The 25276-nt window shown below is 63.2% G+C and carries 23 protein-coding genes and 2 pseudogenes; 7 read left to right on the top strand and 18 right to left on the bottom strand.

Going from position 1 to position 25276, the window contains the following annotated elements; genetic code table 11:
* A pseudogene (locus APH35_RS16860) lies at positions 1–179 on the top strand (helicase); the annotation flags it as partial.
* A gap of 33 nt (positions 180–212) precedes the next feature.
* On the opposite strand, the gene APH35_RS16855 reads toward APH35_RS16860, so the two are convergent.
* From APH35_RS16855 to exbB, 6 genes are all read right to left on the bottom strand, one after another.
* A complete protein-coding gene (locus APH35_RS16855; RefSeq protein WP_012274841.1) occupies positions 213–1616 on the bottom strand; it encodes an aminoacyl-tRNA deacylase and HDOD domain-containing protein in 1404 nt (467 codons plus the stop codon).
* A gap of 78 nt (positions 1617–1694) precedes the next feature.
* Positions 1695–3773: an ATP-dependent DNA helicase RecG gene (gene recG, locus APH35_RS16850; RefSeq protein ID WP_012274840.1), complete on the bottom strand. Its 2079-nt coding sequence runs from the start codon at positions 3771–3773 to the stop codon at positions 1695–1697.
* 3 nt (positions 3774–3776) lie between these two features.
* A complete protein-coding gene (locus APH35_RS16845; RefSeq protein WP_012274839.1) occupies positions 3777–4703 on the bottom strand; it encodes a hydrogen peroxide-inducible genes activator in 927 nt (308 codons plus the stop codon).
* Positions 4704–4797: 94 nt separating this feature from the next.
* Positions 4798–5529, bottom strand: a complete 732-nt coding sequence (locus APH35_RS16840) for an energy transducer TonB (protein WP_012274838.1) — start codon at positions 5527–5529, stop codon at positions 4798–4800.
* Positions 5526–5954 (bottom strand): TonB system transport protein ExbD, encoded by a 429-nt coding sequence (gene exbD, locus APH35_RS16835; protein ID WP_012274837.1) that lies wholly within the window; start codon positions 5952–5954, stop codon positions 5526–5528. Before exbD ends, APH35_RS16840 begins: the two co-directional genes overlap by 4 nt.
* 3 nt (positions 5955–5957) lie before the next feature.
* A complete protein-coding gene (gene exbB, locus APH35_RS16830; RefSeq protein WP_012274836.1) occupies positions 5958–6938 on the bottom strand; it encodes a tonB-system energizer ExbB in 981 nt (326 codons plus the stop codon).
* 190 nt (positions 6939–7128) lie between these two features.
* Here exbB and APH35_RS16825 point away from each other — a divergent pair, with 190 nt between their 5' ends.
* Positions 7129–7998 carry an SDR family oxidoreductase gene (locus APH35_RS16825; RefSeq protein ID WP_060515128.1) on the top strand — a complete coding sequence of 290 codons (870 nt, stop codon included), beginning with the start codon at positions 7129–7131 and terminating at the stop codon, positions 7996–7998.
* Positions 7999–8139: 141 nt separating this feature from the next.
* On the opposite strand, the gene APH35_RS16820 is transcribed toward APH35_RS16825, so the two are convergent.
* From APH35_RS16820 to APH35_RS16800, 5 genes are all read right to left on the bottom strand, one after another.
* Positions 8140–8871, bottom strand: a complete 732-nt coding sequence (locus APH35_RS16820; protein WP_041166619.1) for a hypothetical protein — start codon at positions 8869–8871, stop codon at positions 8140–8142.
* Between the two features lie 59 nt (positions 8872–8930).
* On the bottom strand, positions 8931–9311 hold the full coding sequence (locus APH35_RS16815; RefSeq protein WP_012274833.1) for a RidA family protein: 381 nt from the start codon (positions 9309–9311) through the stop codon (positions 8931–8933).
* Positions 9312–9334: 23 nt separating this feature from the next.
* Positions 9335–11443, bottom strand: coding sequence for a bifunctional GTP diphosphokinase/guanosine-3',5'-bis pyrophosphate 3'-pyrophosphohydrolase (gene spoT, locus APH35_RS16810; RefSeq protein WP_012274832.1), 2109 nt, complete (start codon positions 11441–11443; stop codon positions 9335–9337).
* A 59-nt stretch (positions 11444–11502) separates the two neighbouring features.
* Positions 11503–11766 carry a DNA-directed RNA polymerase subunit omega gene (gene rpoZ, locus APH35_RS16805; RefSeq protein ID WP_003253383.1) on the bottom strand — a complete coding sequence of 88 codons (264 nt, stop codon included), beginning with the start codon at positions 11764–11766 and terminating at the stop codon, positions 11503–11505.
* A 240-nt stretch (positions 11767–12006) separates the two neighbouring features.
* A complete protein-coding gene (locus APH35_RS16800; protein WP_012274831.1) occupies positions 12007–12879 on the bottom strand; it encodes a LysR family transcriptional regulator in 873 nt (290 codons plus the stop codon).
* Positions 12880–13084: 205 nt separating this feature from the next.
* On the opposite strand from APH35_RS16800, the gene APH35_RS16795 reads away from it, so the two are divergent.
* The 3 genes from APH35_RS16795 (at position 13085) to APH35_RS16785 (ending at position 16900) form a co-directional block, all read left to right on the top strand.
* Positions 13085–14467: a glutamine synthetase family protein gene (locus APH35_RS16795; protein WP_012274830.1), complete on the top strand. Its 1383-nt coding sequence runs from the start codon at positions 13085–13087 to the stop codon at positions 14465–14467.
* Between the two features lie 4 nt (positions 14468–14471).
* A complete protein-coding gene (locus APH35_RS16790; protein WP_012274829.1) occupies positions 14472–15239 on the top strand; it encodes a gamma-glutamyl-gamma-aminobutyrate hydrolase family protein in 768 nt (255 codons plus the stop codon).
* Between the two features lie 119 nt (positions 15240–15358).
* Positions 15359–16900 (top strand): APC family permease, encoded by a 1542-nt coding sequence (locus APH35_RS16785; protein WP_060515127.1) that lies wholly within the window; start codon positions 15359–15361, stop codon positions 16898–16900.
* Between the two features lie 115 nt (positions 16901–17015).
* On the opposite strand, the gene gmk is transcribed toward APH35_RS16785, so the two are convergent.
* Complete coding sequence (gmk, locus tag APH35_RS16780) at positions 17016–17636, bottom strand: guanylate kinase (protein WP_012274827.1); 621 nt, start codon at positions 17634–17636, stop codon at positions 17016–17018.
* Between the two features lie 13 nt (positions 17637–17649).
* On the bottom strand, positions 17650–18513 hold the full coding sequence (locus APH35_RS16775) for a YicC/YloC family endoribonuclease (protein WP_012274826.1): 864 nt from the start codon (positions 18511–18513) through the stop codon (positions 17650–17652).
* 228 nt (positions 18514–18741) lie between these two features.
* On the opposite strand from APH35_RS16775, the gene rph reads away from it, so the two are divergent.
* Entirely contained in the window at positions 18742–19464 is a 723-nt protein-coding gene (gene rph / locus APH35_RS16770) for a ribonuclease PH (RefSeq protein ID WP_012274825.1), read from the top strand.
* 61 nt (positions 19465–19525) lie between these two features.
* On the opposite strand, the gene APH35_RS16765 is transcribed toward rph, so the two are convergent.
* Complete coding sequence (locus APH35_RS16765; RefSeq protein ID WP_003253401.1) at positions 19526–20305, bottom strand: exodeoxyribonuclease III; 780 nt, start codon at positions 20303–20305, stop codon at positions 19526–19528.
* An 80-nt stretch (positions 20306–20385) separates the two neighbouring features.
* On the opposite strand from APH35_RS16765, the gene pyrE reads away from it, so the two are divergent.
* On the top strand, positions 20386–21027 hold the full coding sequence (gene pyrE, locus APH35_RS16760) for an orotate phosphoribosyltransferase (protein WP_003253405.1): 642 nt from the start codon (positions 20386–20388) through the stop codon (positions 21025–21027).
* 79 nt (positions 21028–21106) lie between these two features.
* Here the strand turns inward: pyrE and argB are convergent, their stop codons facing one another.
* The 4 genes and pseudogenes from argB to coaBC form a co-directional block, all read right to left on the bottom strand.
* On the bottom strand, positions 21107–22012 hold the full coding sequence (argB, locus tag APH35_RS16755) for an acetylglutamate kinase (protein WP_004575216.1): 906 nt from the start codon (positions 22010–22012) through the stop codon (positions 21107–21109).
* 30 nt (positions 22013–22042) lie between these two features.
* Positions 22043–23410, bottom strand: a pseudogene (locus APH35_RS16750) (phosphomannomutase/phosphoglucomutase); the annotation flags it as partial.
* Between the two features lie 144 nt (positions 23411–23554).
* The gene (gene dut, locus APH35_RS16745; RefSeq protein WP_016712700.1) at positions 23555–24010 is read right to left on the bottom strand and encodes a dUTP diphosphatase; all 456 of its coding nucleotides are present in this window, start codon (positions 24008–24010) and stop codon (positions 23555–23557) included.
* 5 nt (positions 24011–24015) lie between these two features.
* On the bottom strand, positions 24016–25227 hold the full coding sequence (coaBC, locus tag APH35_RS16740) for a bifunctional phosphopantothenoylcysteine decarboxylase/phosphopantothenate--cysteine ligase CoaBC (RefSeq protein WP_060515126.1): 1212 nt from the start codon (positions 25225–25227) through the stop codon (positions 24016–24018).
* Between the last annotated feature and the right edge of the window lie 49 nt (positions 25228–25276).

The raw sequence follows: 25276 nt of genomic DNA, 5'->3' as shown, positions 1-25276 counted from the left end.
CCTTTGCCATTGCCTTCAAGGACGCGGCCTATGGCTTTGCCACGATGCAGGCGGGCAACAAGCAGTTGGCGTTCATGCAGGGGATTCAGGACAAGAACATCCAGATCAAGGGCAATCCGGCGCTGGTGATGTGGTTCCAGGGGCTGATGAAGTACCTGAAACCCAAGAAGAAAGGCTGAAATTGCCGGGGCCGCAATGCGGCCCCAGAAGTCTCAATGCGGTGCGTGGAACTGCGAAGCCAGTTCTCGCAACAGGTTCTCGGCCTCGAGCACCTTGTTCACCACATCCTCGGCCTTGTCCCGGGTAATCCCCAAACGCTCCAGTAGCTCGTCAGGGATCTCTTCCTGCGGCCCAGTGCCGATCCCCCGTGAGCGCAGCAGGCGAGTGGCCAGGCACACCAGGTTGGGGAACGCCGAGTACTCGCCGTCATAGGCCGGGTCGTGCTGGAAGCGCAGGGCGGTCGACAGCTCTTCGGGCATGTCCCACAGCTTCATCAGCCAGGCCCCGATCTGCTCGCGGCTGATGCCCAGCAGGTGCTGCTCCACGTAGGTGTGGTTCAGGTGCGGGTTGACCTCCAGGTGGCGGCAGATCAGCGAGAAGTGCGGCGGGAACACATGCGCCAGCAGCAAGTAGCCAAAGTTGTGCAGCAGCCCGGCCAGGTAGGTGAGCCCGGCTTCGGGGCGCTCTGCCCGAGGCATGGCGCGGGTCAGGCCTTCGATGATTGCAGCGGTGTAGATCGACTGCTGCCAATAGGGCGTTGCCTGCTGTGGGTGGTCTTTTGGCAGGCTCAAGGTTTTGCCCAGTGCCAGGCCAAGGGCCAGATTGATCACCAAGTCGAAGCCCAGCACGCGGACAATGGCGTCTTCCACCGAGCGGATCTTGCCCGGCGAGGCGTAATAGGGCGACGCGGCCCAGCTCACCACTTGCGCTGCCAGCGCCGGGTCTGTTTCGACCACGCCCGTGATGTCATCGATACTGGCGTTGGGGTCTACCCGTAGCTTGATGATTTTTTGCGCGGTGTCGGCCAGCGGTGGGATTTCGATGGTTTCTTCCAGGCGCTTCTGAATGCGTCGGGCAGTGAAGGCCTGGACGGCATTGGTGATTTCCCGGGTGTCGTCATCGGGGCGGTCGAGGTTGGGGCTGATGGCCTCGACTTCCTGACCGAAGTTGCTGGCGCTGGCTTTGGCCAGCATACGCTTGAAGTTCGCGCGTTCGATTTCCAGCAGCAGGCCGGCTTCGCCCGACTGGATATAGACGGTCTCGGCGTCGAGCAGGCTCTTTTCGTACTGGCACGGCGAGCTGGTCAGCGCCGGGATACCCGGCAAGGCCTTGAGCTGGTGCTTGTCGAGCATCTGCTTCAGTCGCGGCACCGACACAGCGGTGAGCTTGCGCCCGGTCAGCTCGGCCAGGCGGTTGAGGTCCAGCAGTTGGCTCTGCGGGAACAGCACCATGAGGGCGCCGACCTCGTCGTCGAGAAGCACCGCCTGCACCCGCGAAGCCGCAGGCAGCTGCGGGTGTTCGACCACCTCGCGGTAGGCCACGCCGAGTTTGTCGAGCAGCAGCCTGATGACAGAGGGGGCGTGTGGGGTTGCGGTGTCCAGGGCAACTTCAGTCATGGTCCGTATCCACTGTTTCTTTTAAACGCGAAGTATAACCAGCCTGCGAGCAAATCTGGATCCATTCTGGGACTAGCGTCACACTTGGCCATATTGCTGGCCATGGCGCAGCCAGCGGTCGAGTAGCGGGCTGACATGATCCGGCCAGCGCGCGACCAGGGCTTGAGCGGCGTCTCGCACAGCCGGCAGCAGGTCGGCGTCGCGCATCAGGTCGGCGACCTTGAACTGCAGCAGGCCGGTTTGGCGGGTGCCCAGCATCTCGCCCGGACCACGCAGCTCAAGGTCCTTTTCGGCGATGATGAAGCCATCGTTGGTTTCGCGCATGATCCCCAAGCGCTCGCGACCGATCTGCGACAGCGGTGGGTGGTACAGCAGCACGCAATGGCTGACGGCGCTGCCCCGGCCAACCCGGCCGCGCAGCTGATGCAGTTGGGCAAGGCCCAGGCGTTCGGGGTTTTCGATGATCATCAGGCTGGCGTTGGGTACGTCCACGCCGACTTCGATGACAGTGGTCGCGACCAGCAACTGCAACTCACCGGCCTTGAACTGCGCCATGATCTCGGCTTTTTCCGCAGGTTTCATGCGGCCGTGAATCAGGCCCACACGCAGTTCGCCCAAGGCGCTGCCGAGTTCTTCATAAGTGCTTTCGGCTGCCTGACAGGTCAGCTCTTCAGACTCTTCGATCAGGGTGCACACCCAATAGGCCTGGCGCCCCTCGGCGCAAGCGGCGCGAACCCGCTCCACCACCTCGAAGCGGCGGCTGTCGGCCACCAGCACCGTGTTCACCGGGGTACGCCCAGGCGGCAGTTCGTCGAGCACCGAGGTGTCCAGGTCGGCATAGGCGCTCATGGCCAGGGTGCGCGGAATAGGCGTGGCAGTCATGATCAGCTGGTGTGGGCACAGCTCGCCGGCCACGCCTTTTTTGCGCAGGGCCAGGCGTTGCTGTACGCCGAACCGGTGCTGTTCGTCGATGATCGCCAGGGCCAGGTGCTTGAACTTGACCTCTTCCTGGAACAGCGCGTGGGTGCCGACCACCATGGGTGCACCGTTGGCGATCTGCTCCAACGAGGCTGCCCGGGCCTTGCCCTTGAGCTTGCCAGCCAGCCACGCCACTTCGATGCCAAGCGGTTCGAGCCAGCGTTTGAAGGTGATGTAGTGCTGTTCGGCGAGAATCTCGGTGGGTGCCATCAGCGCCACCTGGTAGCCCGCTTCCAGGCCCTGCAACGCAGCCAGGGCGGCAACCACGGTCTTGCCCGCCCCCACATCGCCTTGTACCAGGCGCATCATTGGCGCGTGCTGGCTGAGGTCGTAGGCAATTTCGTTGGCTACCCGCTGCTGCGCGCCGGTCGGCTGGAAGCCCAGGTTGGCCAGGTATTGCGCCTGCAGGCGCGTGGCCTTGGGCAATACCGGTGCACGCAGGCTGCGCAGGCTTTCGCGCAGGCGTTGTTGCGACAGCTGATGGGTCAGCAGCTCTTCGAAGGCCAGGCGGTGCTGGGCCCAGTGCTGGCCTTCGGCAAGCTCGTCGAGGTCGGCGTCGGCCGGTGGGTTGTGCAGGTAGCGAATGGCTTCGTCCAGCGGCGCCAGCTGGTAGTCCCGCGCCAGTTCGTCCGGCAACCAGTCGGGCAGGCTGCGTGGGCCGAGCAGGCCAAGGCTCTGTTGGCACAACAGGCGCAGGCGTTGCTGGGTAAGGCCTTCGGTGGAGGGGTAGATCGGCGTCAGGGTCTGCTCGACCGGTGGCGGCGGCTCGTCGCCGTTCAGTGCGCGGTACTCTGGGTGGTAGATTTCCAGGCCCGAAGCGCCGGGGCGGGCTTCGCCGTAGCAGCGCAGGTGAGTGCCGCGCTTCAGGCCCTCCTTCTGCGCGTTGCTGAAGTGGTAGAAGCGCAGTGTCAGCACGCCGCTGCCATCACCCAGGCGCACCACCAGGCTGCGGCGCTTGCCCATGGTCACGTCGCTACCACTGACCACCCCCTCGATCACCGCATCCTGGCCGGGGCGCAGTTGGCCAATCGGTACCACTCGGGTGCGGTCCTGGTAGCGCAGGGGCAGGTGGAACAGCACGTCCTGCAGGTTTTCCAGGCCGACCTTGGCGAGCTTTTCCGCCATGGCCTCACCAACACCTTTCAGTACCGTGACCGGGACTTTCGACAGCTCACTCATGACTCAGGCCGGCTGTTCCGCAGGGTTTTTTGCGACCGAGCACAGGCGGATCGAGTCAGCGAGGATCTCGATGGCCTTGGGCCGAGGGAAGCTGGCGCGCCAGGCGATGGCCACGGTACGGAACGGTGCCGGTGCCGTCAGCGGGCGCACTTCGATGACGCCGGGGGCGTAGTGATGGCTGTGCACGGCCGACAGCGGCAGGATCGACACGCCAAGGCCCGAGGCCACCATGTGGCGGATGGTTTCCAGCGAACTGGACTCGACCGTGGTGTGCCTGGAGCCTTCTCCCCCCTTGTTCAAGGTTGGGCAGGCTTCCAGTACCTGGTCACGGAAGCAGTGGCCTTCACCGAGCAGCAACAGGCTCTTGTCGTTGAGCATGGCGGTGTCGATGGTCTTCTTCGCCGTCCACGGGTGGTCGGCAGGCATCAAGGCGCAGAACGGTTCGTCGTACAGCGGCAAGGTCAGCACGTCGGCTTCGTTGAACGGCAGGGCGATGATCACCGCGTCCAGTTCGCCGTTGCGCAGCTTTTCGCGCAGTACGTGGGTGAAGTTTTCTTCGATGTACAGCGGCATCTGCGGCGCCACGCGGTGCAGTTGCGGGATCAGATGCGGGAACAGGTAGGGTCCGACGGTGTAGATGGCACCGACCTTGAGCGGGGCGGTCAGCTGATTCTTGCCGGCCTGCGCCAGTTCGCGAATGCCTTGGGCCTGCTCCAGTACCTTCTGCGCCTGGGCAACGATGCTTTCACCGACCGGGGTCAGGCGTACCGCGCTTTTGCTGCGCTCGAAGATCAGAACGCCAAGCTCATCCTCGAGCTTCTTCACACCGACCGACAGGGTCGGCTGGCTCACGTGGCAGCGCTCGGCGGCGTGGCCGAAGTGCTGTTCCTGGGCGAGTGTGACGATGTAGCGTAATTCTGTGAGGGTCATAACGTGCGTCCATGAAGTTGCGGGCCCAGCATAGCGGCTGCAATCGATAGACGCACGTTATCAGACTTGCCGATTTGTGACAGAAACAAAAGTCTCAGCGGCGGTCCAGTGAGTAGACGAACGGTGCCACGACTTCGATCGTGCCATTGTTCAGCAACTCGGGTGGCGGCTTGGGTACCGTGCCGGCCCGACGGATCATTTCCAGGGTCGCCCGGTCCAGTGCGGCGCTGCCCGAACCACCGGCCATGGAGTACGACACCACCTTGCCTTCGGCGTCGACCACGAAGCGCAGGCGGTTGATGCCTTGCAGGCCGCGACGGCGCGCGTCTTCCGGGTAACGCTTGTATTTGGCCAGGTGGCGCAGCAGGTCGCTCTGCCAGGTGGGCAGGGCGTTGCTGTTGGACGCAATGCTCGGTGCCGGTGCCGCGGACTTCTGCGGTGGCGTGTTGCTGGGCGGTGCGTCTACCGTTTGCTCGGTTGGCGGCGCTTCCTTCGGCGGCTCAGGCTTTTTCTCGGGCTTGGGCGGCTGTGGCTTGGCCTTCGGCTTGGGCGGCTTGTGGACGGCGATCTTGGGCTTGGGCGCTTCCACCAGCTTCGGCAATGGCAGTTCTTCGACCGGTGCCGGTGGCTGTGGAGCCGCTTTCGGTGGTGGTGGTGGCGCAGGCTCCGGTAGCGGTGCCAGTTCGACCATCATCGCTGCCGGGGGCAGTTCGATGGCCTGGGGCACCGACCAGTTGAGCGTCAGCAGCACGGCGACCACGTGCACGCCCAGCACGATCGCCAGGCTGCCACCGTAGCGCGCCATGTTCGAGCGCGTTTTCGTCATTTCTTGGCTGCCGTCTCGAGACCTACCAGACCGACCTTGAGGTAGCCGGCCGCGCGCATGTTGTTCATCACTTCCATCAGGTCACCGTAATCCACGCCTTTGTCGGCCTGGAAGAAGATGGTGGTTTCCTTGTCACCCTTGGTCTTGGCGTCGAGCATCGGGCCAAGCTGTTCGGGCGCAGCAACCTGATCGTCGCCGACGTACAGCTTCTGGTCGGCCTTGACGCTGACGAACACCGGCTTCTCGGGCCTCGGCGCCGGTTTGGCGGTCGAGGCCGGCAGGTCGACCTTGATGTCGACCGTGGCCAAGGGGGCTGCGACCATGAAGATGATCAGCAGCACCAGCATTACGTCGATGAACGGCGTAACGTTGATTTCGTGGTTTTCGGCGAGGTCGTCGCCACCTTCGTTGAGATGCAGGCCCATGGTTTACCCCACTTTCACCATGTGCGGGGCAGCGCGCTCGCTGCCCTGGTGGTCCAGGTCACGGCTGACCAGCAGCAGTACCTGTGCGGAGGCGTCGGACACCTGGGCCTTGTAGCCGGCAATGGAGCGGGCGAAGACGTTGTAGATGACCACAGCCGGGATTGCCGCGACCAGACCCAGGGCGGTGGCCAGCAGGGCTTCGGCGATACCTGGGGCAACCACGGCCAGGTTGGTGGTCTGGGTCTTGGCGATGCCGATGAAGCTGTTCATGATGCCCCATACGGTACCGAACAGACCGACGAACGGCGCGGTGGAGCCGATGGTGGCCAGGACGCCGGTGCCGCTGCTCATGGTGCGGCCGCTGGCATGCACCAGGCGCTCCAGGCGGAAGCTGACGCGTTCCTTGATACCCTCTTTTTCACGGGCGTTGGCCGACAGACGCATTTCTTCGAGGGCATCGTGGACCAGCGTGTGGGCCAGGGTGCCTTCCTTGTTGGAGACTTCGCTGGCTTCTTTAAGGGTGGTGGATTTCTTCAGCTGGGCAATTTCACCCCGCAGGCGACGTTTGGCGCCCATCAGCTCGAAGCCTTTGGCGATCCAGATGGTCCAGGTGATGATGGAGGCGATGGCCAGGCCGATCATGACGATCTTCACCACGATGTCGGCGTTCTTGTACATGCCCCATGGGGACAGGTCGTGCGCCATGCCCAGCGAGGTGTCTTCAACCAGTGTATCGGTGGCGGGGTCGACCAGTACCTGCGAATCTGCCGGGGCGGCAGCTTGCGCTTGGCCTGCAGGTGCCTGGCCTTCCACGGCAGGTGCTGCCGGAGCGGCCGGAGCAGAAGCAGCGGCAGGCGTGGCGGCATTGGCAGTTGGCTCATCGGCCATGGCCACCGGGGCCAGCACCAGGCTGAGCGTCAGCGCGGCGATGGCGCGCCAGGCGCGCGACGGGGTTGGCGAAGCGGAAGGTTGAGTACGTGTCATGCTGGCCGGACCTGATGAAGAAAAAAGTGAGCGTTCTCCAAGGCCTCGAGGTAGGCCGAGAACAAATTGGCCGCCATTATTGCAAGTAATTCTTGTTAACAAAAGTAATCTTGTTGCTTTTTTCGCCTATGGTCTAGCCGCCCATCGTGTAGCGTGGCCGGGATGATCAATTGGTCTAGGGAGTTTAAAGATGTCAGACCTTTCCGTGATGGTGGTGGGTTGTGGTGATGTGGGTGGGCGTCTTGCCCTGCAGATGCTGGCTAAAGGTTGGCAGGTGAGTGGCCTGCGCCGTTCGGTCGAGCAGCTGCCAGCGGGCGTTCAACCAGTCGCCGCGGACCTGGCCGAGCCTTCGATCCCGCAAGCCTGGCCACAAGGCCCACTGGACTACCTGGTTTACTGCGTGGCGGCCAGCCAGCACGACGAGGCGGGTTACCAGGCGGCCTATGTTGATGGCTTGCGTCATGTGTTGGCCTGGCTGGTCGAGCGTGGCCAGCGCCCGCGTCGGCTGCTGTTCGTCTCCAGCAGCAGCGTGTATGCGCAGAAGGATGGCGAGTGGATCGAGGAAGGCGCGGCCACCGAACCGGAGGGCTATTCCGGGCGGGTGATGCTGGAGGCGGAACAGCTGGCGCGGGCCAGTGGCATCCCGGCGAGCGTGGTGCGCCTGACCGGTATCTATGGCCCAGGCCGCGAGTGGCTGTTGAGCCAGGTTCGCCAGGGCTACCGTGTGGCCGAGGAGCCGCCGCTGTATGGCAACCGCATTCATGCCGAGGATGCTGCCAGCCTGCTGGCGTTTCTGCTGCAGGCTGATGCCGATGGCATGGCTCTGGACGAATGCTACATCGGTGTCGACGACGACCCTGCGCCGCTGGCCGATGTGGTGGCCTGGCTGCGGGCGTACATGGGCGTTACCGAGTGGTCCGATGAGCAGCGGGTACGGCGCACCGGCAGCAAGCGCTGCAGCAATGCCCGGGCGCGCGCGTTGGGCTGGGCGCCGGTGTACCCAAGTTACAAGGAAGGCTATGCCGCGATCCTTCAAGGAAAAAAACAGTCTCAGGCCTGATGCGGTCCCTGTAGGAGCGGCCTTGTGTCGCGATGGGGCGCGCAGCGGCCCCAGGATTTCAGCGTCGCCGCATAGAATGCGGGGGCTGCTTCGCAGCCCTATCGCGACACAAGGCCGCGCCTACAGGAACCGCGCTCGATTTCAGCTGCGCTCCAGCACCCACTGACGCTTGCCTGCTGCCAGTTCCGGCATGTCGTCCGGCTGAGCACGGTTAACCGCCTGGAAAATCTCCAGCTTGTCGCCATCACGCTTGATGATGAACGGTGCACCACGCTGGTTGCGCTCCAGCCACAGGCTGTCATTGCTGCCGCCCATGGTTGCGCAATCGCCCGCCAGGCACAGGGCGAAGCGGTCCGGACCGGGCAGGCCGGTGACGCTACCGGTGTCGCTGAAACGTACATTGGCACCTTTGCCCTGGCCTTCGACGATCTTCCAGTCGCCGCCCAGGTAAGCCTGGTACAGCGCCTTTTCGAAGCTGCTGCCCAGTGGCGCATTGGCTGCAGCTGGCGCCTTGGCACGCACGAAGGTCTGCTTGGCGCCGCGCTGGTCGACAGCCAGCAACGCGTCACCATCAAGCGACAACTGCTCGGTCTGGCCGCCCTCGAAGCTGGCCTGCCATTGCTTGTCATTGGCGCTCAACTGGCCGTCAGCGGCCTCGAAACCATTGCTGTAGCTGGCTTGCTGGCTGGCAACGTCGAGTTTCCACTCGAATACCGGGCCGTGCTCGTTCAGTGCTTGGCGCAGGCTGCCGCCTTTGACCGCCGCAGTGATGGCGTCCTGGTTGATCCAGGTGCCGTTGAAATCTTCGGGTTTGTGGCTGGCGCAGCCGCCCAGTAGCAGGGCTGCCAGCGCGAGGGGCAGTGCTTGACGCATGACGGGTTGACCTTGCAGAGGAGAGAGGGTGACGGGCAGGGCGCCCGTCACCAGGGGCATCATTCGATGACCAGGATGGCGTCCATTTCGACCTGGGAGCCTTTCGGCAGCGCGGCTACGCCGATGGCGGCGCGGGCTGGGTAGGGCTGTTCGAAGTAGCGGCCCATCACCTCGTTGACCTTGGCGAAGTGGCTCAGGTCGGTGAGGAAGATGTTCAGCTTGACGATGTCCTTGAACGAACCACCAGCGGCTTCAGCCACGGCCTTGAGGTTCTCGAACACTTGCACGGTCTGGGCTTCGAAGCCTTCGACCAGTTCCATGGTCTTCGGGTCCAGCGGGATCTGGCCCGACATGTACACGGTGTTGCCGGCCTTGATCGCTTGCGAGTAGGTACCGATGGCGGCTGGGGCCTTGTCGCTGGTGATGACGGTCTTGCTCATGATGACTCCTTGCGGTTGGCGGACTACGTACGCATGCGGGTGATGCGGACCACACCGGTCAGGGTACGCAGCTTCTTGATCACACGCGCCAGGTGCACGCGGTCGTGCACGCTGACCACCAGTTGGACCACGCTGATACGGCCGTCGCGTTCGTCCATGCTGATTTTCTCGATGTTGCCGTCGGCGGCGTTGACACTGCTGGCCAGCAGGGCGATCAGGCCGCGCTGGTGTTCCAGTTCGACACGCAGTTCGACATTGAACTCGCCGGTGATGTCCTTGGCCCAGGAGAGCTGTACGCACTTTTCCGGGTTATGGCGGATTTCACTGATGTTGCGGCAGTTTTCCAGGTGCACGACCATGCCCTTGCCTGCCGACAGGTGGCCGACGATCGGGTCACCTGGGATCGGTGTGCAGCACTTGGCGTAGCTCAGCACCAGGCCTTCGGTACCGCGGATCGCCAGCGGGCCTTCCGGCGCCGGCAGCTGTTCGCCTTCGGCCGACAGCAGGCGACGGGCGACCACGTAGGCCATGCGGTTGCCCAGGCCGATGTCCTCGAGCAGGTCTTCGATCAGCTCCAGGCGGTACTCGGCCAGAATCGCTTGAATGCGCTCCGGGGGGATTTTTTCCAGGCTGCTGTCGAAGCCGGTGAGGACCTTGTTCAGCAGGCGCTCGCCCAGGCTGATGGACTCGGAGCGGCGCTGCTGCTTGAGCGCGTGGCGGATGTGCGTGCGCGCCTTGCCGGTGACCACGAAGTTGAGCCAGGCCGGGTTCGGTCGGGCGCCCGGGGCACTGACGATTTCCACTGTCGAGCCGCTTTGCAGCGGTTCGGACAGCGGCGCCAGGCGACGGTTGATGCGGCAGGCGATGCAGCTGTTGCCGACGTCGGTGTGCACCGCGTAGGCGAAGTCGACGGCCGTGGAGCCTTTGGGCAGCTCCATGATGCGGCCCTTGGGCGTGAACACGTAGACCTCGTCCGGGAACAGGTCGATCTTCACGCTCTCGATGAATTCCAGCGAGTTGCCGGCACGTTGCTGCAGCTCGAGGATGCCTTTGACCCACTGACGCGCGCGGGCGTGGCTGCCCTTGGGCTGTTCGTCGTCGTTGGACTTGTATAGCCAGTGCGCGGCGATGCCGTTGTTGGCCATCTCTTCCATCTCGCGGGTGCGGATCTGGATTTCGATGGGCACGCCGTGCATGCCGAACAGCGTGGTGTGCAACGACTGGTAGCCGTTGGCCTTGGGGATCGCGATGTAATCCTTGAAGCGACCGGGCAGCGGCTTGTACAAGTTGTGCACGGCGCCAAGCACGCGGTAGCAGGTATCGACCTTGTCGACGATGATGCGGAAGGCATACACGTCCATGATCTCGTTGAAGGCACGGCGCTTGCCGCGCATCTTCTTGTAGATGCCATAGAGGTGTTTCTGCCGGCCGCTGACCTCGCCCTCGATACCATCGGCGGCCAGGCAGTTGGCCAGCGAGTGCTCGATCTTGGCGACGATCTCTTTACGGTTGCCGCGTGCGCTTTTCACCGCTCGGTGAATCAGCGACGAGCGCATCGGGTGCATGGCCTTGAAACCGAGGTCTTCGAACTCCACGCGCACGGTGTGCATCCCCAGGCGATTGGCGATGGGGGCGTAGATTTCGAGGGTTTCCTTGGCGATGCGCCGGCGCTTTTCGCCGGACAGCACTTCCAGGGTGCGCATGTTATGCAGGCGGTCGGCCAGCTTGACCAGGATCACGCGGATATCGCGAGCCATGGCCATGGCCATCTTCTGGAAGTTCTCGGCCTGCGCCTCGGCCTTGGTCTCGAAGTTCATCTGGGTCAGCTTGCTGACCCCATCGACCAGCTCGGCCACGGTCTCGCCAAACTGCTGGCTGAGGGCTTCCTTGGCGATGCCGGTGTCTTCGATCACATCGTGCAGCATGGCTGCCATCAGGCTCTGATGGTCCATGTGCATGTCGGCGAGAATGCTGGCCACGGCCAGCGGGTGCGTCACGTAGGGCTCGCCACTGCGGCGGCGCTGCCCATCGTGGGCCTGTTCGGCATAGAAATAGGCGCGCCGGACCAGGTTGACCTGTTCGGGGCCAAGATAGGTCGACAGCCGTTCGGCCAAGGCTTCTATACCCGGCATGGGTTCACCTCCTGCCGAGGAAGAGGGCCTTGCGCCGTGCGACGTCGACCTGGCATCAATCAGACAGCCTCGTTGTTCTCGTCCTCGAACGCGGCGAACACCGGATCCTCGGTGACGATCTCTTCAGCGGCGATGAATTCGTTGGTGACGATGCCTTCGGCGATTTCGCGCAGGGCAACAACGGTCGGCTTGTCGTTTTCCCACGCAACGCGTGGCTCTTTGCCGCCGGTCGCCAGCTGGCGAGCGCGCTTGGTCGAGAGCATGACCAGCTCGAAGCGGTTATCCACGTGTTCCAGGCAGTCTTCAACAGTTACGCGGGCCATGGTCTTCCTCAGTAGCAATTGCGGTGGGCGTGCAGCCCAATAATGGGCAGGCGGACTCGATAGTATAAAAATTCACCAGCCAATAGGGAAGCGCTGTTTTGCCGGGCGGTCACCTAGAAGCCCTGTGTTTGCTTCTTTGTGGCCAACCCGCTCGCTCAGGCATCGCCTGCCCCGTGGAAGTGGGTTGGCCCGCGAAAGAGCCGGAACAGACAGCCGCGATACTTGAGCCTGACGATAACCTCAGAGCATCGCGTCACGCAACCGCGGGGTCAGTTCCTCGAACAGGGTCTGAACCGAGCGCAATGCACGGCAATCCGGCCGGGTCAGCAGCCACAGCTGGGTGTCGCAGCCGGGCAGCGGGCCGCTCAGTGCATCCACCCCAGGCAGCGCGTGCACCATGTAGTCCGGCAATGCTGCCACGCCCAGGCCTGCGGTGACCAACTGGGCGATGGTCGACATGCTGCTGCACTGGTAGCGTGGGCTCAGCCCTGGGTGCTGCTGGTTGCGCCAGACCACCGTGGGGTGGTCCTGCATCGAGTCGTCAGGGGCGATCCACGGCACGCTGCCGGGCGACTCGGTCAGGCGTTCGCGCCACTGCGGCTGGCCGCAGACGACATAAGAAGTAGAGCCCAGGTTGCGGCCCACCAGGTGCTCTGGTGGCGTGTTGGTCAGGCGCAAGGCGATGTCGGCGTCGCGCCGGCTGAGGTTGGCGAAGGTGTTGGAGGTGCCCATCTCCAGCGACAAGGCCGGGTAGTTGGGCATGAACTCGGCCAGTGCCGGCAGCAGCAGGCTGTGCATCACCGCCTCGGTACAGGTCACGCGCACCGTGCCGCTGACCACTTGCTCGCCACTGGTCATGGCAATGCGCGCCGCCTCCAGCGCCTGCTCGGCGCGCTCGGCCTGCTCGGCCAGGGCCTGGGCGGTGTCGGTCGGCAAGTAGCCCTTGCGGCTCTTGACGAACAAGGCTGTGCCCAGCGCCGACTCCAGCCGGCGGATCGAGCGGAACACCGTCGAAACGTCGACTTTGAGTAGCTCGGCGGCTTTGGCCAGCGAGCGGCCACGTTCCAGTGCCAGGACCAGAGAGAGGTCGGCGTGGGTAATCTGATATTGCATTGGTGCACGCTCTGCTTGCCGAATTGCCAATGTCTGTTGCGTCGGAGCCATTTTATAGTGAAACGGCCCCCCGGAATCAATGCGCCCGGTCGGGTAACCAATCCCCACGATGGGAAAGTGAAAAGAACAACAGCTGCAACCATCGTCGCCCGTGAGGCGCCAGCCGTATCCCCACATCGCCGCAGCACATCAAAGGATGTACACCATGACGTCGGTAACCCCGTGCGCCAGTTCTTCCAGCGAGATGAATGACTTCCTCCAGGCCCATCCGGACACGCAGTATGTAGACCTGCTGATCTCCGACATGAATGGCGTGGTACGTGGCAAGCGCATCGAGCGGGCCAGCCTGCACAAGGTGTACGAGAAGGGCATCAACCTGCCGGCTTCGCTGTTCGCCCTGGACATCAACGGCTCCACGGTCGAGAGCACCGGCCTTGGCCTGGACATCGGCGATGCCGACCGCATCTGCTTCCCGATCCCCGGCACGCTGTCGGACGAACCCTGGCAGAAGCGCCCCACCGCGCAGCTGCTGATGACCATGCACGAACTGGATGGCCAGCCGTTCTTCGCCGACCCGCGTGAAGTGCTGCGCCAGGTGGTGAGCAAGTTCGACGACCTGGGCCTGGATATCTGCGCGGCGTTCGAGCTGGAGTTCTACCTGATCGACCAGGACAACCTCAACGGTCGCCCACAGCCGCCGCGCTCACCGATTTCCGGCAAGCGCCCGCAGTCAACCCAGGTGTACCTGATCGACGACCTCGACGAATACGCCGACTGCCTGCAGGACATGCTCGAAGCAGCCAAGGAACAAGGCCTGCCCGCCGACGCCATCGTCAAGGAAAGCGCCCCGGCGCAGTTCGAGGTCAACCTGCACCATGTGGCTGATCCGCTGAAGGCGTGCGACTACGCGATTCTGCTCAAGCGCCTGATCAAGAACGTGGCCTACGACCATGAAATGGACACCACCTTCATGGCCAAGCCCTACCCAGGTCAGGCAGGCAATGGTCTGCACGTGCACATTTCGCTGCTGGACAAGAAAACCGGCAAGAACATCTTCGCCAGTGACGACCCGCTGCAAAGCGACACGCTGCGCCACGCCATTGGCGGCGTGCTGGAAACCATGCCGGCGTCGATGGCCTTCCTGTGCCCGAACATCAACTCCTACCGCCGCTTCGGTGCGCAGTTCTACGTGCCCAATGCGCCGAGCTGGGGCCTGGACAACCGCACCGTGGCAGTACGCGTGCCCACCGACAGCAGCGACAACGTGCGCCTGGAGCACCGTGTGGCTGGCGCCGACGCCAACCCGTACCTGATGCTCGCCGCGATCCTTGCCGGTGTTCACCACGGCCTGACCAACAAGGTCGAGCCCCAGGCGCCGATCGAAGGCAACTCCTACGAACAGCTGGAGCAAAGCCTGCCGAACAACCTGCGCGACGCTCTGCGCGCGCTGGATGACAGCGAAGTTCTCAACCAATACATCAGCCCGGACTACATCGATATCTTCGTGGCCTGCAAGGAAAGCGAACTGGCCGAGTTCGAAGTGTCGATTTCCGACCTCGAGTACAATTGGTACCTGCACACGGTGTAAGCCCATGAGCGCAACTGCGGTCCCCTTGATCGGTGTCAGCGCCTGCCGTCAGCAGGTGGGGAAGAACTCGTCGCACACGGTGGGCGACAAGTATGTCGAGGCGGCCGGCTTTGCCGGCTTACCGCTGATCTTGCCGGCCCGTGATGGCGGCAGCGACACGCATGCGCTGCTGGCTCGCCTGCACGGCATTGTTTTTACCGGCTCGCCTTCAAATATCGAACCGCATCATTACAATGGCGCCCCCAGTGTGGCAGGTACCCGGCATGACCTGGCGCGTGATCGCCTGACCCTGCCGCTGCTGCAGGCGGCCATTGCCGCCGGTGTGCCGGTGTTCTGCATTTGCCGTGGCTACCAGGAACTGAACGTGGCCCTTGGCGGCAGCCTGCACCAGCGCGTGCAGGAACTGCCTGGATACCTGGATCACCGCGAACCTGAGGATGCCCCCCTGGAGGTGCAGTACGGCCCTCGTCACCCGGTCGGCATCGAGCCTGGCGGGTTGTTCGAGCGCTTGGGCCTGGCGGCGCAGTTCGAGGTCAACTCGCTGCACAGTCAGGGCATCGACCGCCTGGCTCCAGGCCTGCGCGTCGAGGCACGGGCCCCGGATGGCCTGATCGAAGCAGTGTCCATGCCCGACGCGCCGGGCTTTGTGCTTGGCGTGCAGTGGCACCCGGAGTGGCGCTTCAACGAAAACCCGGTCTCGCTGCGCCTGTTTCAGGCGTTTCGCGAGGCCTGCATAGCCTATGCAGCACGGGAGGGTGCACGGCAGGAATGATTCTGACGTCAGCCGAAGGTCTCGGATGACTTGTCCCCGGCAGCAAGCTTTCAATGAGTGAAAGCGGGCCTTGTACGCAAGGCCTGTGAAAACAATTCCAAAATTTACGGCAAATACTCATGAGCAATTATACAGAAGCCGGCCGCCCACCCGATGTGGCGGCCGACGCGGGCAACACTCAACGCAGCAAAGGCCTGGCCAAAGGCCGTTTGGGCTTGTTGGCCAGCGTGGTGCTGGGCATTTCCACCATCGCCCCGGTCTACACCCTGACCGGCGCCCTTGGCCCGACCGTGCGTGAGGTCGGTGCCCACCTGCCTGCCGTGTTCATCGTCGGCTTCCTGCCGATGTTGCTAGTGGCCCTGGGCTACCGCGAACTGAACTCGGCAGAGCCGGACAGCGGCACTTCGTTTACCTGGTCGGCGCGTGCATTCGGCCCGATGATCGGCTGGATCGGCGGCTGGGGACTGGTGGTTGCCACGACTATCGTGCTGTCGAACCTGGCGGGGGTGGCAGTCGACTTCTTCTACCTGTTCCTGGGCCAGATCACCGGCAAGCATGAGCTGGCGGCATTGGCTGACAGCCTGCTGATCAACATCACCACCTGTTGCGTGTTCATCGCCCTGGCGGTGTGGATCTGCTGCCGCGGTATAGCCACCACCATGACCGTGCAATACGGCCTGGTGGCCTTGCAGTTGGTGGTGTTGATCGGCTTTGCCGTTGCCGCCTTCGGCGGTACCACGGCGCCGCCACCGCTGGAGTTCGACTTCGCCTGGTTCAACCCGTTCGGCGTCGAGTCGTTCTCGGCCTTTGCCGCCGGGCTGTCGTTGTCGATCTTCATCTTCTGGGGCTGGGACACCTGCCTGACCGTCAGTGAAGAATCGGTGGGCAGCGAAGAGGTGCCGGGCAAGGCCGCCACCTGGACCGTGATGCTGATTCTTGGCCTGTATCTGTTCACCGCCATCGCCACCCTGCAGTTCGCGGGTATCAGCGAAACGGGCCTGGGCCTGAACAACCCGCGTATCCAGGAGAACGTGTTCGCTCACCTGGCCGGCCCGGTCATGGGGCCGCTGGCGATCCTGATGTCCATCGCAGTGCTGGCCAGCACCGCGGCGTCGCTGCAGTCCACTTTCGTGGCACCGGCGCGCACCCTGTTGGCCATGGGTTACTACGGTGCGGTACCGCCGAAGTTCGCCAGCGTCTGCCCGCGTTCGCAAACCCCGCGCTACGCCACCATCTGCGCTGGCCTGGCGGCAGGGCTGTTCTACGTGACCATGCGTACCCTCAGCGAGAACGTGCTGGCGGATACCATCACCGCGCTGGGCATGATGATCTGCTTCTACTATTCGCTGACCGCGTTCGCCTGCGTCTGGTATTTCCGCGACAGCCTGTTCGACAGCCTGCGCCACTTCATCATGCGCGGCCTGTGCCCGCTGGTGGGTGGGGTGATCTTGTCGGTGATCTTCGCGCGTACCGCCATCGACAGCGCCTCGCCGGACTTCGGCAGTGGCTCGCATGTGGGCGGGCTGGGGCTGGTGTTCGTGATTGCCGCGATCATCTCGGTGCTGGGCATCGGGCTGATGATGCTGTCGCGCATGCGCGCGCCGGCATACTTCCTGGGGGCTACCCTGCGTCAGCAGGCTACCCTGCCGCTGCAGGAATAAAGCGGGGGGCGCTTTGCGCCCCTGGCGCGACACAAGGCCGCTCTCACAAGGAACTCAATCTCCTGTGGGAGCGGCCTTGTGTCGCGAAAGGGCCTCGAAGAGGCCCCATCAATCTTCAGCCGATCATTTGCTTCAGCAGCGCCGCATGACGCTGTTGCTGTTTCTTCAACAGCAGGCGATTGGAGCGGAACACCGCTTTTAAGTCTTCCAGCGCCACGTCGAAATCATCATTGATGATCACGTAGTCATACTCGTCGTAGTGCACCATCTCGCTGACCGCTTCCTTCATACGCCCGGCGATGATTTCTTCGCTGTCCTGCCCGCGGCCGTCCAGGCGCTGACGAAGCGCTTCCTGGCTTGGCGGCAAAATGAACACAGACAATGCCTGGGGCATCAGCTTGCGCACCTGCTGGGCGCCTTGCCAGTCGATTTCCAGGATCAGGTCATAGCCCTGGTCCAGGGTCTGCTGCAGCGCACTGCGCGAGGTGCCGTAGAAGTTGCCGAACACTTCGGCATGCTCCAGGAAGTCGCCTTGCTGGATCAGCGCCTTGAATTCTTCGTGGACCACGAAGTGGTAGTTCACCCCGTGTTCCTCGCCCGGGCGCATGGCGCGGGTGGTGTGCGAGACCGAGACGCGGATTTGCTGGTCGTCCTTGGTCAGGGCCGTTACCAGGCTGGTCTTGCCGGCGCCCGAAGGGGCCGAAACGATGTAGAGGGTGCCGCTGCTGTGGTTCATGGTCGGGGTGGCCTTACTCGATGTTCTGTACTTGTTCACGCATCTGTTCGATCAATACCTTCAGGTTGACCGCCGCTTGCGTGCTGCGTGGGTCGAAGGCCTTGGAGCCGAGGGTGTTGGCTTCGCGGTTGAGTTCCTGCATCAGGAAATCCAGGCGTCGGCCGGCGGCGCCGCCACCCTTGAGTACCCGGCGCACTTCGGTAACGTGAGTGCTGAGGCGGTCGAGTTCTTCGGCCACGTCGCTCTTCTGGGCCAGCAGCACCATCTCCTGCTCCAGGCGCTGCGGGTCCAGCTCGGCCTGCATATCGCCGAAGCGGTCGAGAATCTTTTGCCGCTGTGCTGCCAGCATCTGCGGGACCAAGGCGCGCAGGGTGGTGACTTCGCTGGCCATGTTGTCCAGGCGCTCGTTGATCAGCCGGGCCAGTTCCTGGCCTTCGCGCTGGCGCCCGGCCTTGAGCTCGGCCAGTGCTTCGTCGAACAGCGCCATGGCTTCAGCGTTCAGGGCCTGCGGGTCGCTGGTGTCAGCCACCAGCACGCCTGGCCACGACAGCACTTCCAGGGGGTTCAAGGGCGCTGGCTGCTTGATCAGGCTGGCGACTTCCTCGGCCGCGGCAACCAGTTGCGCGGCGCGCGCGTGGTCCACCTTCAGCGGTTTGCCGTTGCTGTCTTCGTTGAGGCGCAAGGTGCACTCCACCTTGCCTCGCGAAAGGCCCTGGCGCAGGCCTTCACGTACACCGCCTTCGAGGTCGCGCAGGGCCTCGGGCAGACGCAGGTGCGGCTCCAGGTAGCGGTGGTTGACCGAGCGCAGCTCCCAGACCAGGGTGCCTTGGCTGCCGGCGCGCTCGACACGAGCAAAAGCGGTCATGCTGTGCACCATGGGGAGTACCTCGCGTAGATGAATGAACGGTGGCAGCCTCTTGGCTGCAAGGCGCAGGATTGTAGCGCAGTGGGGCCGTGGCGCCCAATCCACCTATGTTACCGACGGGTGGCCGCGCAAGTAGGAAAAGGCGACGGGCTGTGCCGGGCGCGACAATAGGCATGTCTTCCCCAGGCTGCGGGCTCTATAATGCTCGGCAGATTCAAAGTCCCAGTACAGGTATCCCAGATGAAACGTCCAAGTGGTCGCGCCGCCGATCAGCTTCGCTCGATCCGCATCACCCGCAACTACACCAAGCACGCCGAAGGGTCGGTACTGGTTGAGTTCGGTGACACCAAGGTCATTTGCACGGTCAGCGTGGAAAACGGTGTACCGCGCTTCCTCAAAGGCCAGGGCCAAGGCTGGCTGACCGCCGAATATGGCATGTTGCCGCGCTCCACCGGCGAACGTAACCAGCGCGAAGCCAGCCGTGGCAAGCAGGGTGGCCGCACCCTGGAAATCCAGCGCCTGATCGGCCGTTCGCTGCGTGCGGCGCTCGACATGAGCAAGCTCGGTGACATCACCCTGTACGTTGACTGCGACGTGATCCAGGCCGATGGCGGTACCCGTACCGCGTCCATCACTGGCGCCATGGTCGCACTGTGCGATGCCCTGGCGGTGATCAAGAAGCGCGGTGGCCTCAAGGCCGGCAACCCGCTCAAGCACATGATCGCTGCCGTGTCGGTGGGCATGTACCAGGGCGAAGCCGTACTCGACCTGGACTACCCGGAAGACTCCGCTGCCGAAACCGACCTGAACGTGGTCATGACCAGTGCCGGCGGCTTCATCGAAGTGCAGGGTACTGCCGAAGGCGCACCGTTCCAGCCGGAAGACTTCAACGCCATGCTCGCCCTGGCGCAGAAGGGCATGAACGAGATCTTCGAACTGCAGCAGGCCGCACTGGCTGACTGACTGTTCCTGTAGATACGAAAAAGCCGACATCAATGTCGGCTTTTTCGTATCTGAACAGCACTCAGATGGTCAACGTCCAGTCATAGTCCACGATCAGCGGCGCATGCTGGGAGAAGCGCGGCTGACGCGGCAGGCGAGCATTGCGCACGAAGCGGCGCAGGCCCGGCGTGAGGATCTGGTAGTCGAACCGGTAGCCCAGGTTGAGCATCTCGGCCTGCTCGTTGTCTGGCCACCAGCTGTACTGGTCGCCTTCACGGCTGACTTCGCGCAGGGCATCGACGTAGCCCATCTCGCCAGTGATCGCATCCATCCAGGCGCGTTCCGGCGCCAGGAAACCCGGCGACTGCTGGCTGTCACGCCAGTTCTTGATGTCGAGCTTCTGCTGCGCCACGTAGAACGAGCCGCAGTAGATGTATTCGCGACGCTTGCGACGCTGTTTGTCCAGGTACTTGGCGAAGTCGTCCATCAACTTGAACTTCTGGTTCAAGTCTTCGTCGCCGTTCATGCCCGAAGGCAACAGCAGGCTGGCAATACTGACTTTGTCGAAATCTGCTTGCAGGTAACGCCCGTAGCGGTCGGCTGTCTCGAAGCCCAGGCCGGTGATGACTGCCTTGGGCTGCATGCGCGAATAAAGGGCCACACCACCTTGGGCGGGCACCTCCGCGTCGCAGGCATAAAGGAAATAGCCATCGAGCTGGAAAGCTGGGTCGTCGAGTTCAAAGGCCGAGGCGCGGGTATCCTGAAGGCAGATGACGTCGGCATTCTGGGCTTGCAACCAGCTGAGCAATCCACGCTCGGCTGCAGCCTGAATGCCATTAACGTTCACACTGATGATCCGCATAAATGGCCCCAAAAATCTCGTGCGTGTATGATACCCGAGCTCAACCCATTTAGCTAAATCCGTGGTATCCGGGACTATCCATGCAGCCGTATCAGCGCGACTTTATCCGTTTTGCCATCGATCGCGGGGTACTGCGTTTCGGTGAATTCACCCTGAAATCGGGGCGTACCAGCCCGTATTTCTTCAATGCCGGCCTGTTCAACACCGGTTCCGCATTGGCGGAGCTGGGGCGTTGCTATGCCGCCGCCATCGTCGACAGCAAGATCCCGTTCGACGTGCTGTTCGGCCCGGCCTACAAGGGTATCCCTTTGGCGGCGACCACCGCCGTGGCCCTTGCCGACCAGCATCAGCTCGACGTGCCTTGGTGCTTCAACCGCAAGGAAGCCAAGGACCATGGCGAAGGCGGCAGCCTGGTCGGCGCGCCGCTGGCCGGTGACGTGCTGATCATCGACGACGTGATCACTGCCGGTACCGCTATCCGTGAGGTCATGCAGATCATCAACGCCCAGCAGGCCAAGGCCGCTGGCGTGCTGATCGCGCTGAACCGCGAAGAGCGTGGCAATGGCGAACTGTCGGCGATCCAGGAAGTGGAGCGTGACTTCGGTATCCCGGTGGTCAGCATCGTTTCGCTGACCCAGGTGCTGGAGTTCCTGGCGGACGATCCGCAGCTCAAGCAGCATCTCCCGGCTGTAGAGGCGTACCGGGCGCAGTACGGGATCTGATCCCGGCCTGGTAACGAAAAAGGCGACCTTCGCAAGAGGGTCGCCTTTTTTGTATCACCTGTACCGGCTAATCGATCACTCAGCGCGGCTTGCGGTTGGTGATAAGGGTACCCACGCCGCTGTCGGTGAAGATTTCCAGCAGCACAGCGTTCGGCACGCGGCCATCGATGATGTGCGAGCTGTTCACGCCGCCCTGCACCGCATCCAGCGCACACTTGATCTTCGGCAGCATGCCGCCATAGATGGTGCCGTCGGCGATCAGTTCGTTGACCTGCTCGGTGGTCAGGCCGGTCAGTACCTGGCCCTGCTTGTCCATCAGGCCGGCGATGTTGGTCAGCAGCATCAGCTTCTCGGCCTTCAGCGCCTCGGCTACCTTGCCTGCCACCAGGTCGGCGTTGATGTTGTACGACTCACCGTTGGCGCCCACGCCGATTGGCGCGATCACCGGGATGAAGTCGCCTTTCACCAGCATGTTCAGCAGGTCGGTGTTCACGCTCACCACTTCGCCCACGTGGCCGATGTCGATGATTTCCGGGGTGGTCATCTCGGGCGTCTGGCGGCTGACGGTCAGCTTGCGGGCGCGGATCAGCTCCGCATCCTTGCCGGTCAGGCCGATCGCGCTGCCGCCGTGGCGGTTGATCAGGTTGACGATGTCCTTGTTCACCTGGCCACCCAGCACCATCTCCACCACATCCATGGTCGCCGAGTCGGTGACGCGCATGCCATCGATGAAGTGGCTTTCGATCGACAGACGCTTGAGCAGGTCGCCGATCTGCGGGCCGCCACCGTGGACTACCACGGGGTTGATGCCCACAGCCTTCATCAGCACGATGTCGCGGGCGAAGCCGGTCTTGAGCTCCTCGCTTTCCATCGCGTTGCCGCCGTACTTGATCACCAGGGTCTTGCCGACAAAGCGGCGGATGTAAGGCAGTGCTTCGGACAAAACCTCGGCTACATGGGAAGCGGCATCGCGATCGAGGGTCATGCAGGGCTCCTGTAAGGAACAGATAGTCGGTCAGAACGGCAGTTGCAGCTCAGGCTCAACCCGCAGCAACTGGGTACGGAATACATCCTTGATACGTTGCAATTCGGCGTCGCTGTCGGCCTCGAAGCGCAGCACCAGCACCGGGGTGGTGTTGGAGGCGCGAACCAGGCCCCAGCCGTGGGTGTAGTCCACCCGCACACCGTCGATGGTAGTCAGGCTGGCTTCGCCCCAGTCGGCGTCGCGTTGCAGTGCATCAATGATGCTGAATTTACCCTCGTCGGTCACATCAATATTGATTTCCGGCGTGGAAATATCGTTCGGGAAGGCGGCAAACAGGTTTTCGGCGCTCTGCCCGGCCTTGCTGAGGATCTCCAGCAGGCGCGCGGCGCTGTAGATGCCGTCGTCAAAACCGTACCAGCGTTCCTTGATGAAGATGTGACCGCTCATTTCGCCGGCCAGCAGCGAACCGGTCTGTTTCATCTTCTTCTTGATCAACGAATGGCCGGTCTTCCACATCAGCGCGCGGCCGCCGTGTTGCTCGATCAGCGGGGTCAGGCGACGGGTGCATTTGACGTCGAAGATAATCTCGGCACCGGGGTTGCGCGCCAGTACATCCTGGGCAAACAGCATCAGCAGGCGGTCGGGGTAGACGATGCTGCCCGTGTTGGTCACCACGCCGACGCGGTCGCCGTCACCGTCGAAGGCCAGGCCGATGTCAGCGCCGGTTTCCTTGACCTTGGCGATCAGGTCTTCGAGGTTTTCCGGCTTGCCTGGGTCTGGGTGGTGGTTGGGGAAGTTGCCGTCGACCTCGCAGAACAGCGGGATCACTTCGCAGCCCAGGGCTTCGATCAGCTGCGGTGCGATCACGCCGGCGGCGCCGTTGCCGCAGTCCACCACCACCTTGAGCTTTTTCGCCAGCTTTACGTCGCCGACGATCTGCTGGAAGTAGCGGTCAAGGATCTCGACCTTTTCCACGCGGCCTTGGGCCAGGGTCAGGTCGTTGGTTTTCAGGCGGGTCAGCAGGGCCTGGATCTGCTCGTTGGCCAGGGTGTCGCCGGCAATGACGATCTTGAAACCGTTGTAGTCCGACGGGTTGTGGCTGCCGGTCAGCATCACGCCGGACTTGCCTGCCAGCACATTGGCCGCGTAGTACAGCGCCGGGGTGGGTACCAGGCCAACGTCGCTGACCTGGCAACCGGCATCGACCAGGCCTTTGATCAGCTGTTCGACCAGCATCGGGCCCGACAGGCGGCCATCGCGGCCTACCGAAACCTGTGGCTCGCCTTGTGCCAGGCTCTGTGCACCGATGGCGCGGCCGATCCAGTAGGCGGTATCGGCATGAAGGGTTTTGCCGACCACGCCGCGAATGTCATACGCGCGGAAAATGCTGTCTGGTAGTGCGGCGGGGACCAGGTGGGCCATGTCGTTCATCTCTGGAAGCTCCAATAATCAAAGGCTTTCTGGGCAGGCGCAAACTGAACGCTTGGACGGTGCTTTCGCCAGAGAGTTCGCCATCCTTGGCCTGAACGGTCATTTGCCGGCTCAGTGGCTGCCGGAATGACCAAAGCCGCCAGCGCCACGCTGGCTTTCATCGAATGCTTCGACGATGTCGAAATGGGCCTGCACCACCGGTACCAGCACCAGCTGGGCGATACGTTCGCCAACTGCGATGGTGAACGGCGTGTTGCCGCGGTTCCAGCACGAAACCATCAGCTCGCCCTGGTAGTCCGAGTCGATCAGGCCGACCAGGTTGCCCAGCACGATGCCGTGCTTATGGCCCAGGCCCGAGCGCGGCAGGATGACTGCCGCCAGGCCTGGGTCGCCGATATAGATCGACAGGCCGGTCGGAATCAGCAGGGTCTGGCCTGGCTCGAGGACGGTGTCTTCCTTGAGCAGGGCGCGCAGGTCCAGGCCGGCGGAGCCGGGGGTTGCGTAAGTCGGCAGCGGGAATTCGCTGCCCAGGCGTGGGTCGAGGATCTTGGCTTGAAGAGCGTGCATGTAACTTATTGAACCTGGTTGAGCCGTTCGGCGATGAAGGCGACCAGTTGCCGGGCGATCTTGCCCTTGCTGGTCTGCGCGAAGAGAGTCTGGTGCTGCTGGCGGTCGATCACGGTCAAGGCGTTTTCTTCGCTGTTGAAGCCGATGCTGGGGTTGGCCACATCATTGGCGACGATCAGGTCGAGGTTCTTGTCCTTGAGCTTGCGCGTGGCGTAATCGAGCAAGTGCTCGGTTTCGGCGGCGAAGCCGACACTGAACGGGCGGTCGGCGCGGCCAGCAAGGGTGGCAAGGATATCGGGATTGCGCACCATCTGCAGCAGCATGCCGTCGCCGGTCGTAGGATCTTTCTTGAGTTTCTGTGTGGCAACCACTTCAGGACGGTAGTCCGCGACCGCCGCCGAGGCGATGAACAGGTCGCACGGTATGGCCGCTTCACAGGCCGCGAGCATGTCCCGCGCGCTGACCACGTCGATGCGGCTGACCCGGTCGGGGGTTGGCAGGTGCACAGGGCCGGTGACGAGGGTAACCCGAGCCCCGGCTTCGGCAGCCGCTTCGGCCAGGGCGAAGCCCATCTTGCCGGAGCTATGATTGGTGATGTAGCGCACCGGGTCGATGTTTTCCTGGGTCGGGCCGGCGGTGATCAGCACGTGCTTGCCCGTCAGTGCCTGGCGCTTGAAGCTTTCTGCGGCGCACCAGGCAAGGTCGGTGGCTTCGAGCATGCGGCCAAGCCCCACGTCACCACACGCCTGGCTGCCGGAGGCCGGGCCGAACACCTTGATGCCACGGTTCTTGAGCAGCTCAAGGTTGGCTTGTGTAGCCGGGTCGCGCCACATGGCCTGGTTCATGGCCGGGGCGACGGCGACGGTGGCGTCGGTGGCCAGCACCAGGGTGGTCAGCAGGTCGTCAGCCATGCCTTGGGCCATGCGCGCCATGAGGTCGGCCGTGGCCGGGGCGATCAGCACCAGGTCGGCCCACTTGGCCAGTTCGATATGGCCCATGGCCGCTTCGGCGGCCGGGTCCAGCAGGTCCATGTGCACCGGGTGGCCCGACAGCGCCTGCAGGGTCAGCGGGGTGATGAACTCGGCCCCACCACGGGTCATGACGACGCGCACTTGCGCGCCGTGCTCCAGGAGACGGCGAATCAGCTCGGCGCTTTTGTAGGCGGCAATGCCGCCACCCACGCCGAGAACGATGCGCTTGCGATACAGCCGCTGCATAGGCTTGCCTTTTTCCAGTGAGAGCGGGCGGCGACGTTTGAAATTGCCT

Origin of the sequence: Pseudomonas sp. NBRC 111132 (genome assembly GCF_001320565.1) — a bacterium.
Taxonomy (GTDB): domain Bacteria; phylum Pseudomonadota; class Gammaproteobacteria; order Pseudomonadales; family Pseudomonadaceae; genus Aquipseudomonas; species Aquipseudomonas putida_P.
Note: the sequence above shows the minus strand (reverse complement) of the source record. Positions and strands in the feature narration are given on the sequence as shown.

Coding starts and splice junctions, on each gene's coding strand:
- coaBC (WP_060515126.1), bottom strand. CDS start 25,227: ATGCAGCGGCTGTATCGCAAGCGCATCGTTCTCGGCGTGGGTGGCGGC.
- APH35_RS16800 (WP_012274831.1), bottom strand. CDS start 12,879: ATGCAATATCAGATTACCCACGCCGACCTCTCTCTGGTCCTGGCACTG.
- APH35_RS16785 (WP_060515127.1), top strand. CDS start 15,359: ATGAGCAATTATACAGAAGCCGGCCGCCCACCCGATGTGGCGGCCGAC.
- spoT (WP_012274832.1), bottom strand. CDS start 11,443: ATGCCGGGTATAGAAGCCTTGGCCGAACGGCTGTCGACCTATCTTGGC.
- recG (WP_012274840.1), bottom strand. CDS start 3,773: ATGAGTGAGCTGTCGAAAGTCCCGGTCACGGTACTGAAAGGTGTTGGT.
- exbB (WP_012274836.1), bottom strand. CDS start 6,938: ATGACACGTACTCAACCTTCCGCTTCGCCAACCCCGTCGCGCGCCTGG.
- APH35_RS16815 (WP_012274833.1), bottom strand. CDS start 9,311: ATGAGCAAGACCGTCATCACCAGCGACAAGGCCCCAGCCGCCATCGGT.
- APH35_RS16840 (WP_012274838.1), bottom strand. CDS start 5,529: ATGACGAAAACGCGCTCGAACATGGCGCGCTACGGTGGCAGCCTGGCG.
- APH35_RS16845 (WP_012274839.1), bottom strand. CDS start 4,703: ATGACCCTCACAGAATTACGCTACATCGTCACACTCGCCCAGGAACAG.
- APH35_RS16855 (WP_012274841.1), bottom strand. CDS start 1,616: ATGACTGAAGTTGCCCTGGACACCGCAACCCCACACGCCCCCTCTGTC.
- APH35_RS16775 (WP_012274826.1), bottom strand. CDS start 18,513: ATGGTGCACAGCATGACCGCTTTTGCTCGTGTCGAGCGCGCCGGCAGC.
- gmk (WP_012274827.1), bottom strand. CDS start 17,636: ATGAACCACAGCAGCGGCACCCTCTACATCGTTTCGGCCCCTTCGGGC.
- APH35_RS16790 (WP_012274829.1), top strand. CDS start 14,472: ATGAGCGCAACTGCGGTCCCCTTGATCGGTGTCAGCGCCTGCCGTCAG.
- rpoZ (WP_003253383.1), bottom strand. CDS start 11,766: ATGGCCCGCGTAACTGTTGAAGACTGCCTGGAACACGTGGATAACCGC.
- pyrE (WP_003253405.1), top strand. CDS start 20,386: ATGCAGCCGTATCAGCGCGACTTTATCCGTTTTGCCATCGATCGCGGG.
- APH35_RS16765 (WP_003253401.1), bottom strand. CDS start 20,305: ATGCGGATCATCAGTGTGAACGTTAATGGCATTCAGGCTGCAGCCGAG.
- argB (WP_004575216.1), bottom strand. CDS start 22,012: ATGACCCTCGATCGCGATGCCGCTTCCCATGTAGCCGAGGTTTTGTCC.
- rph (WP_012274825.1), top strand. CDS start 18,742: ATGAAACGTCCAAGTGGTCGCGCCGCCGATCAGCTTCGCTCGATCCGC.
- APH35_RS16825 (WP_060515128.1), top strand. CDS start 7,129: ATGTCAGACCTTTCCGTGATGGTGGTGGGTTGTGGTGATGTGGGTGGG.
- dut (WP_016712700.1), bottom strand. CDS start 24,010: ATGCACGCTCTTCAAGCCAAGATCCTCGACCCACGCCTGGGCAGCGAA.
- APH35_RS16820 (WP_041166619.1), bottom strand. CDS start 8,871: ATGCGTCAAGCACTGCCCCTCGCGCTGGCAGCCCTGCTACTGGGCGGC.
- APH35_RS16795 (WP_012274830.1), top strand. CDS start 13,085: ATGACGTCGGTAACCCCGTGCGCCAGTTCTTCCAGCGAGATGAATGAC.
- exbD (WP_012274837.1), bottom strand. CDS start 5,954: ATGGGCCTGCATCTCAACGAAGGTGGCGACGACCTCGCCGAAAACCAC.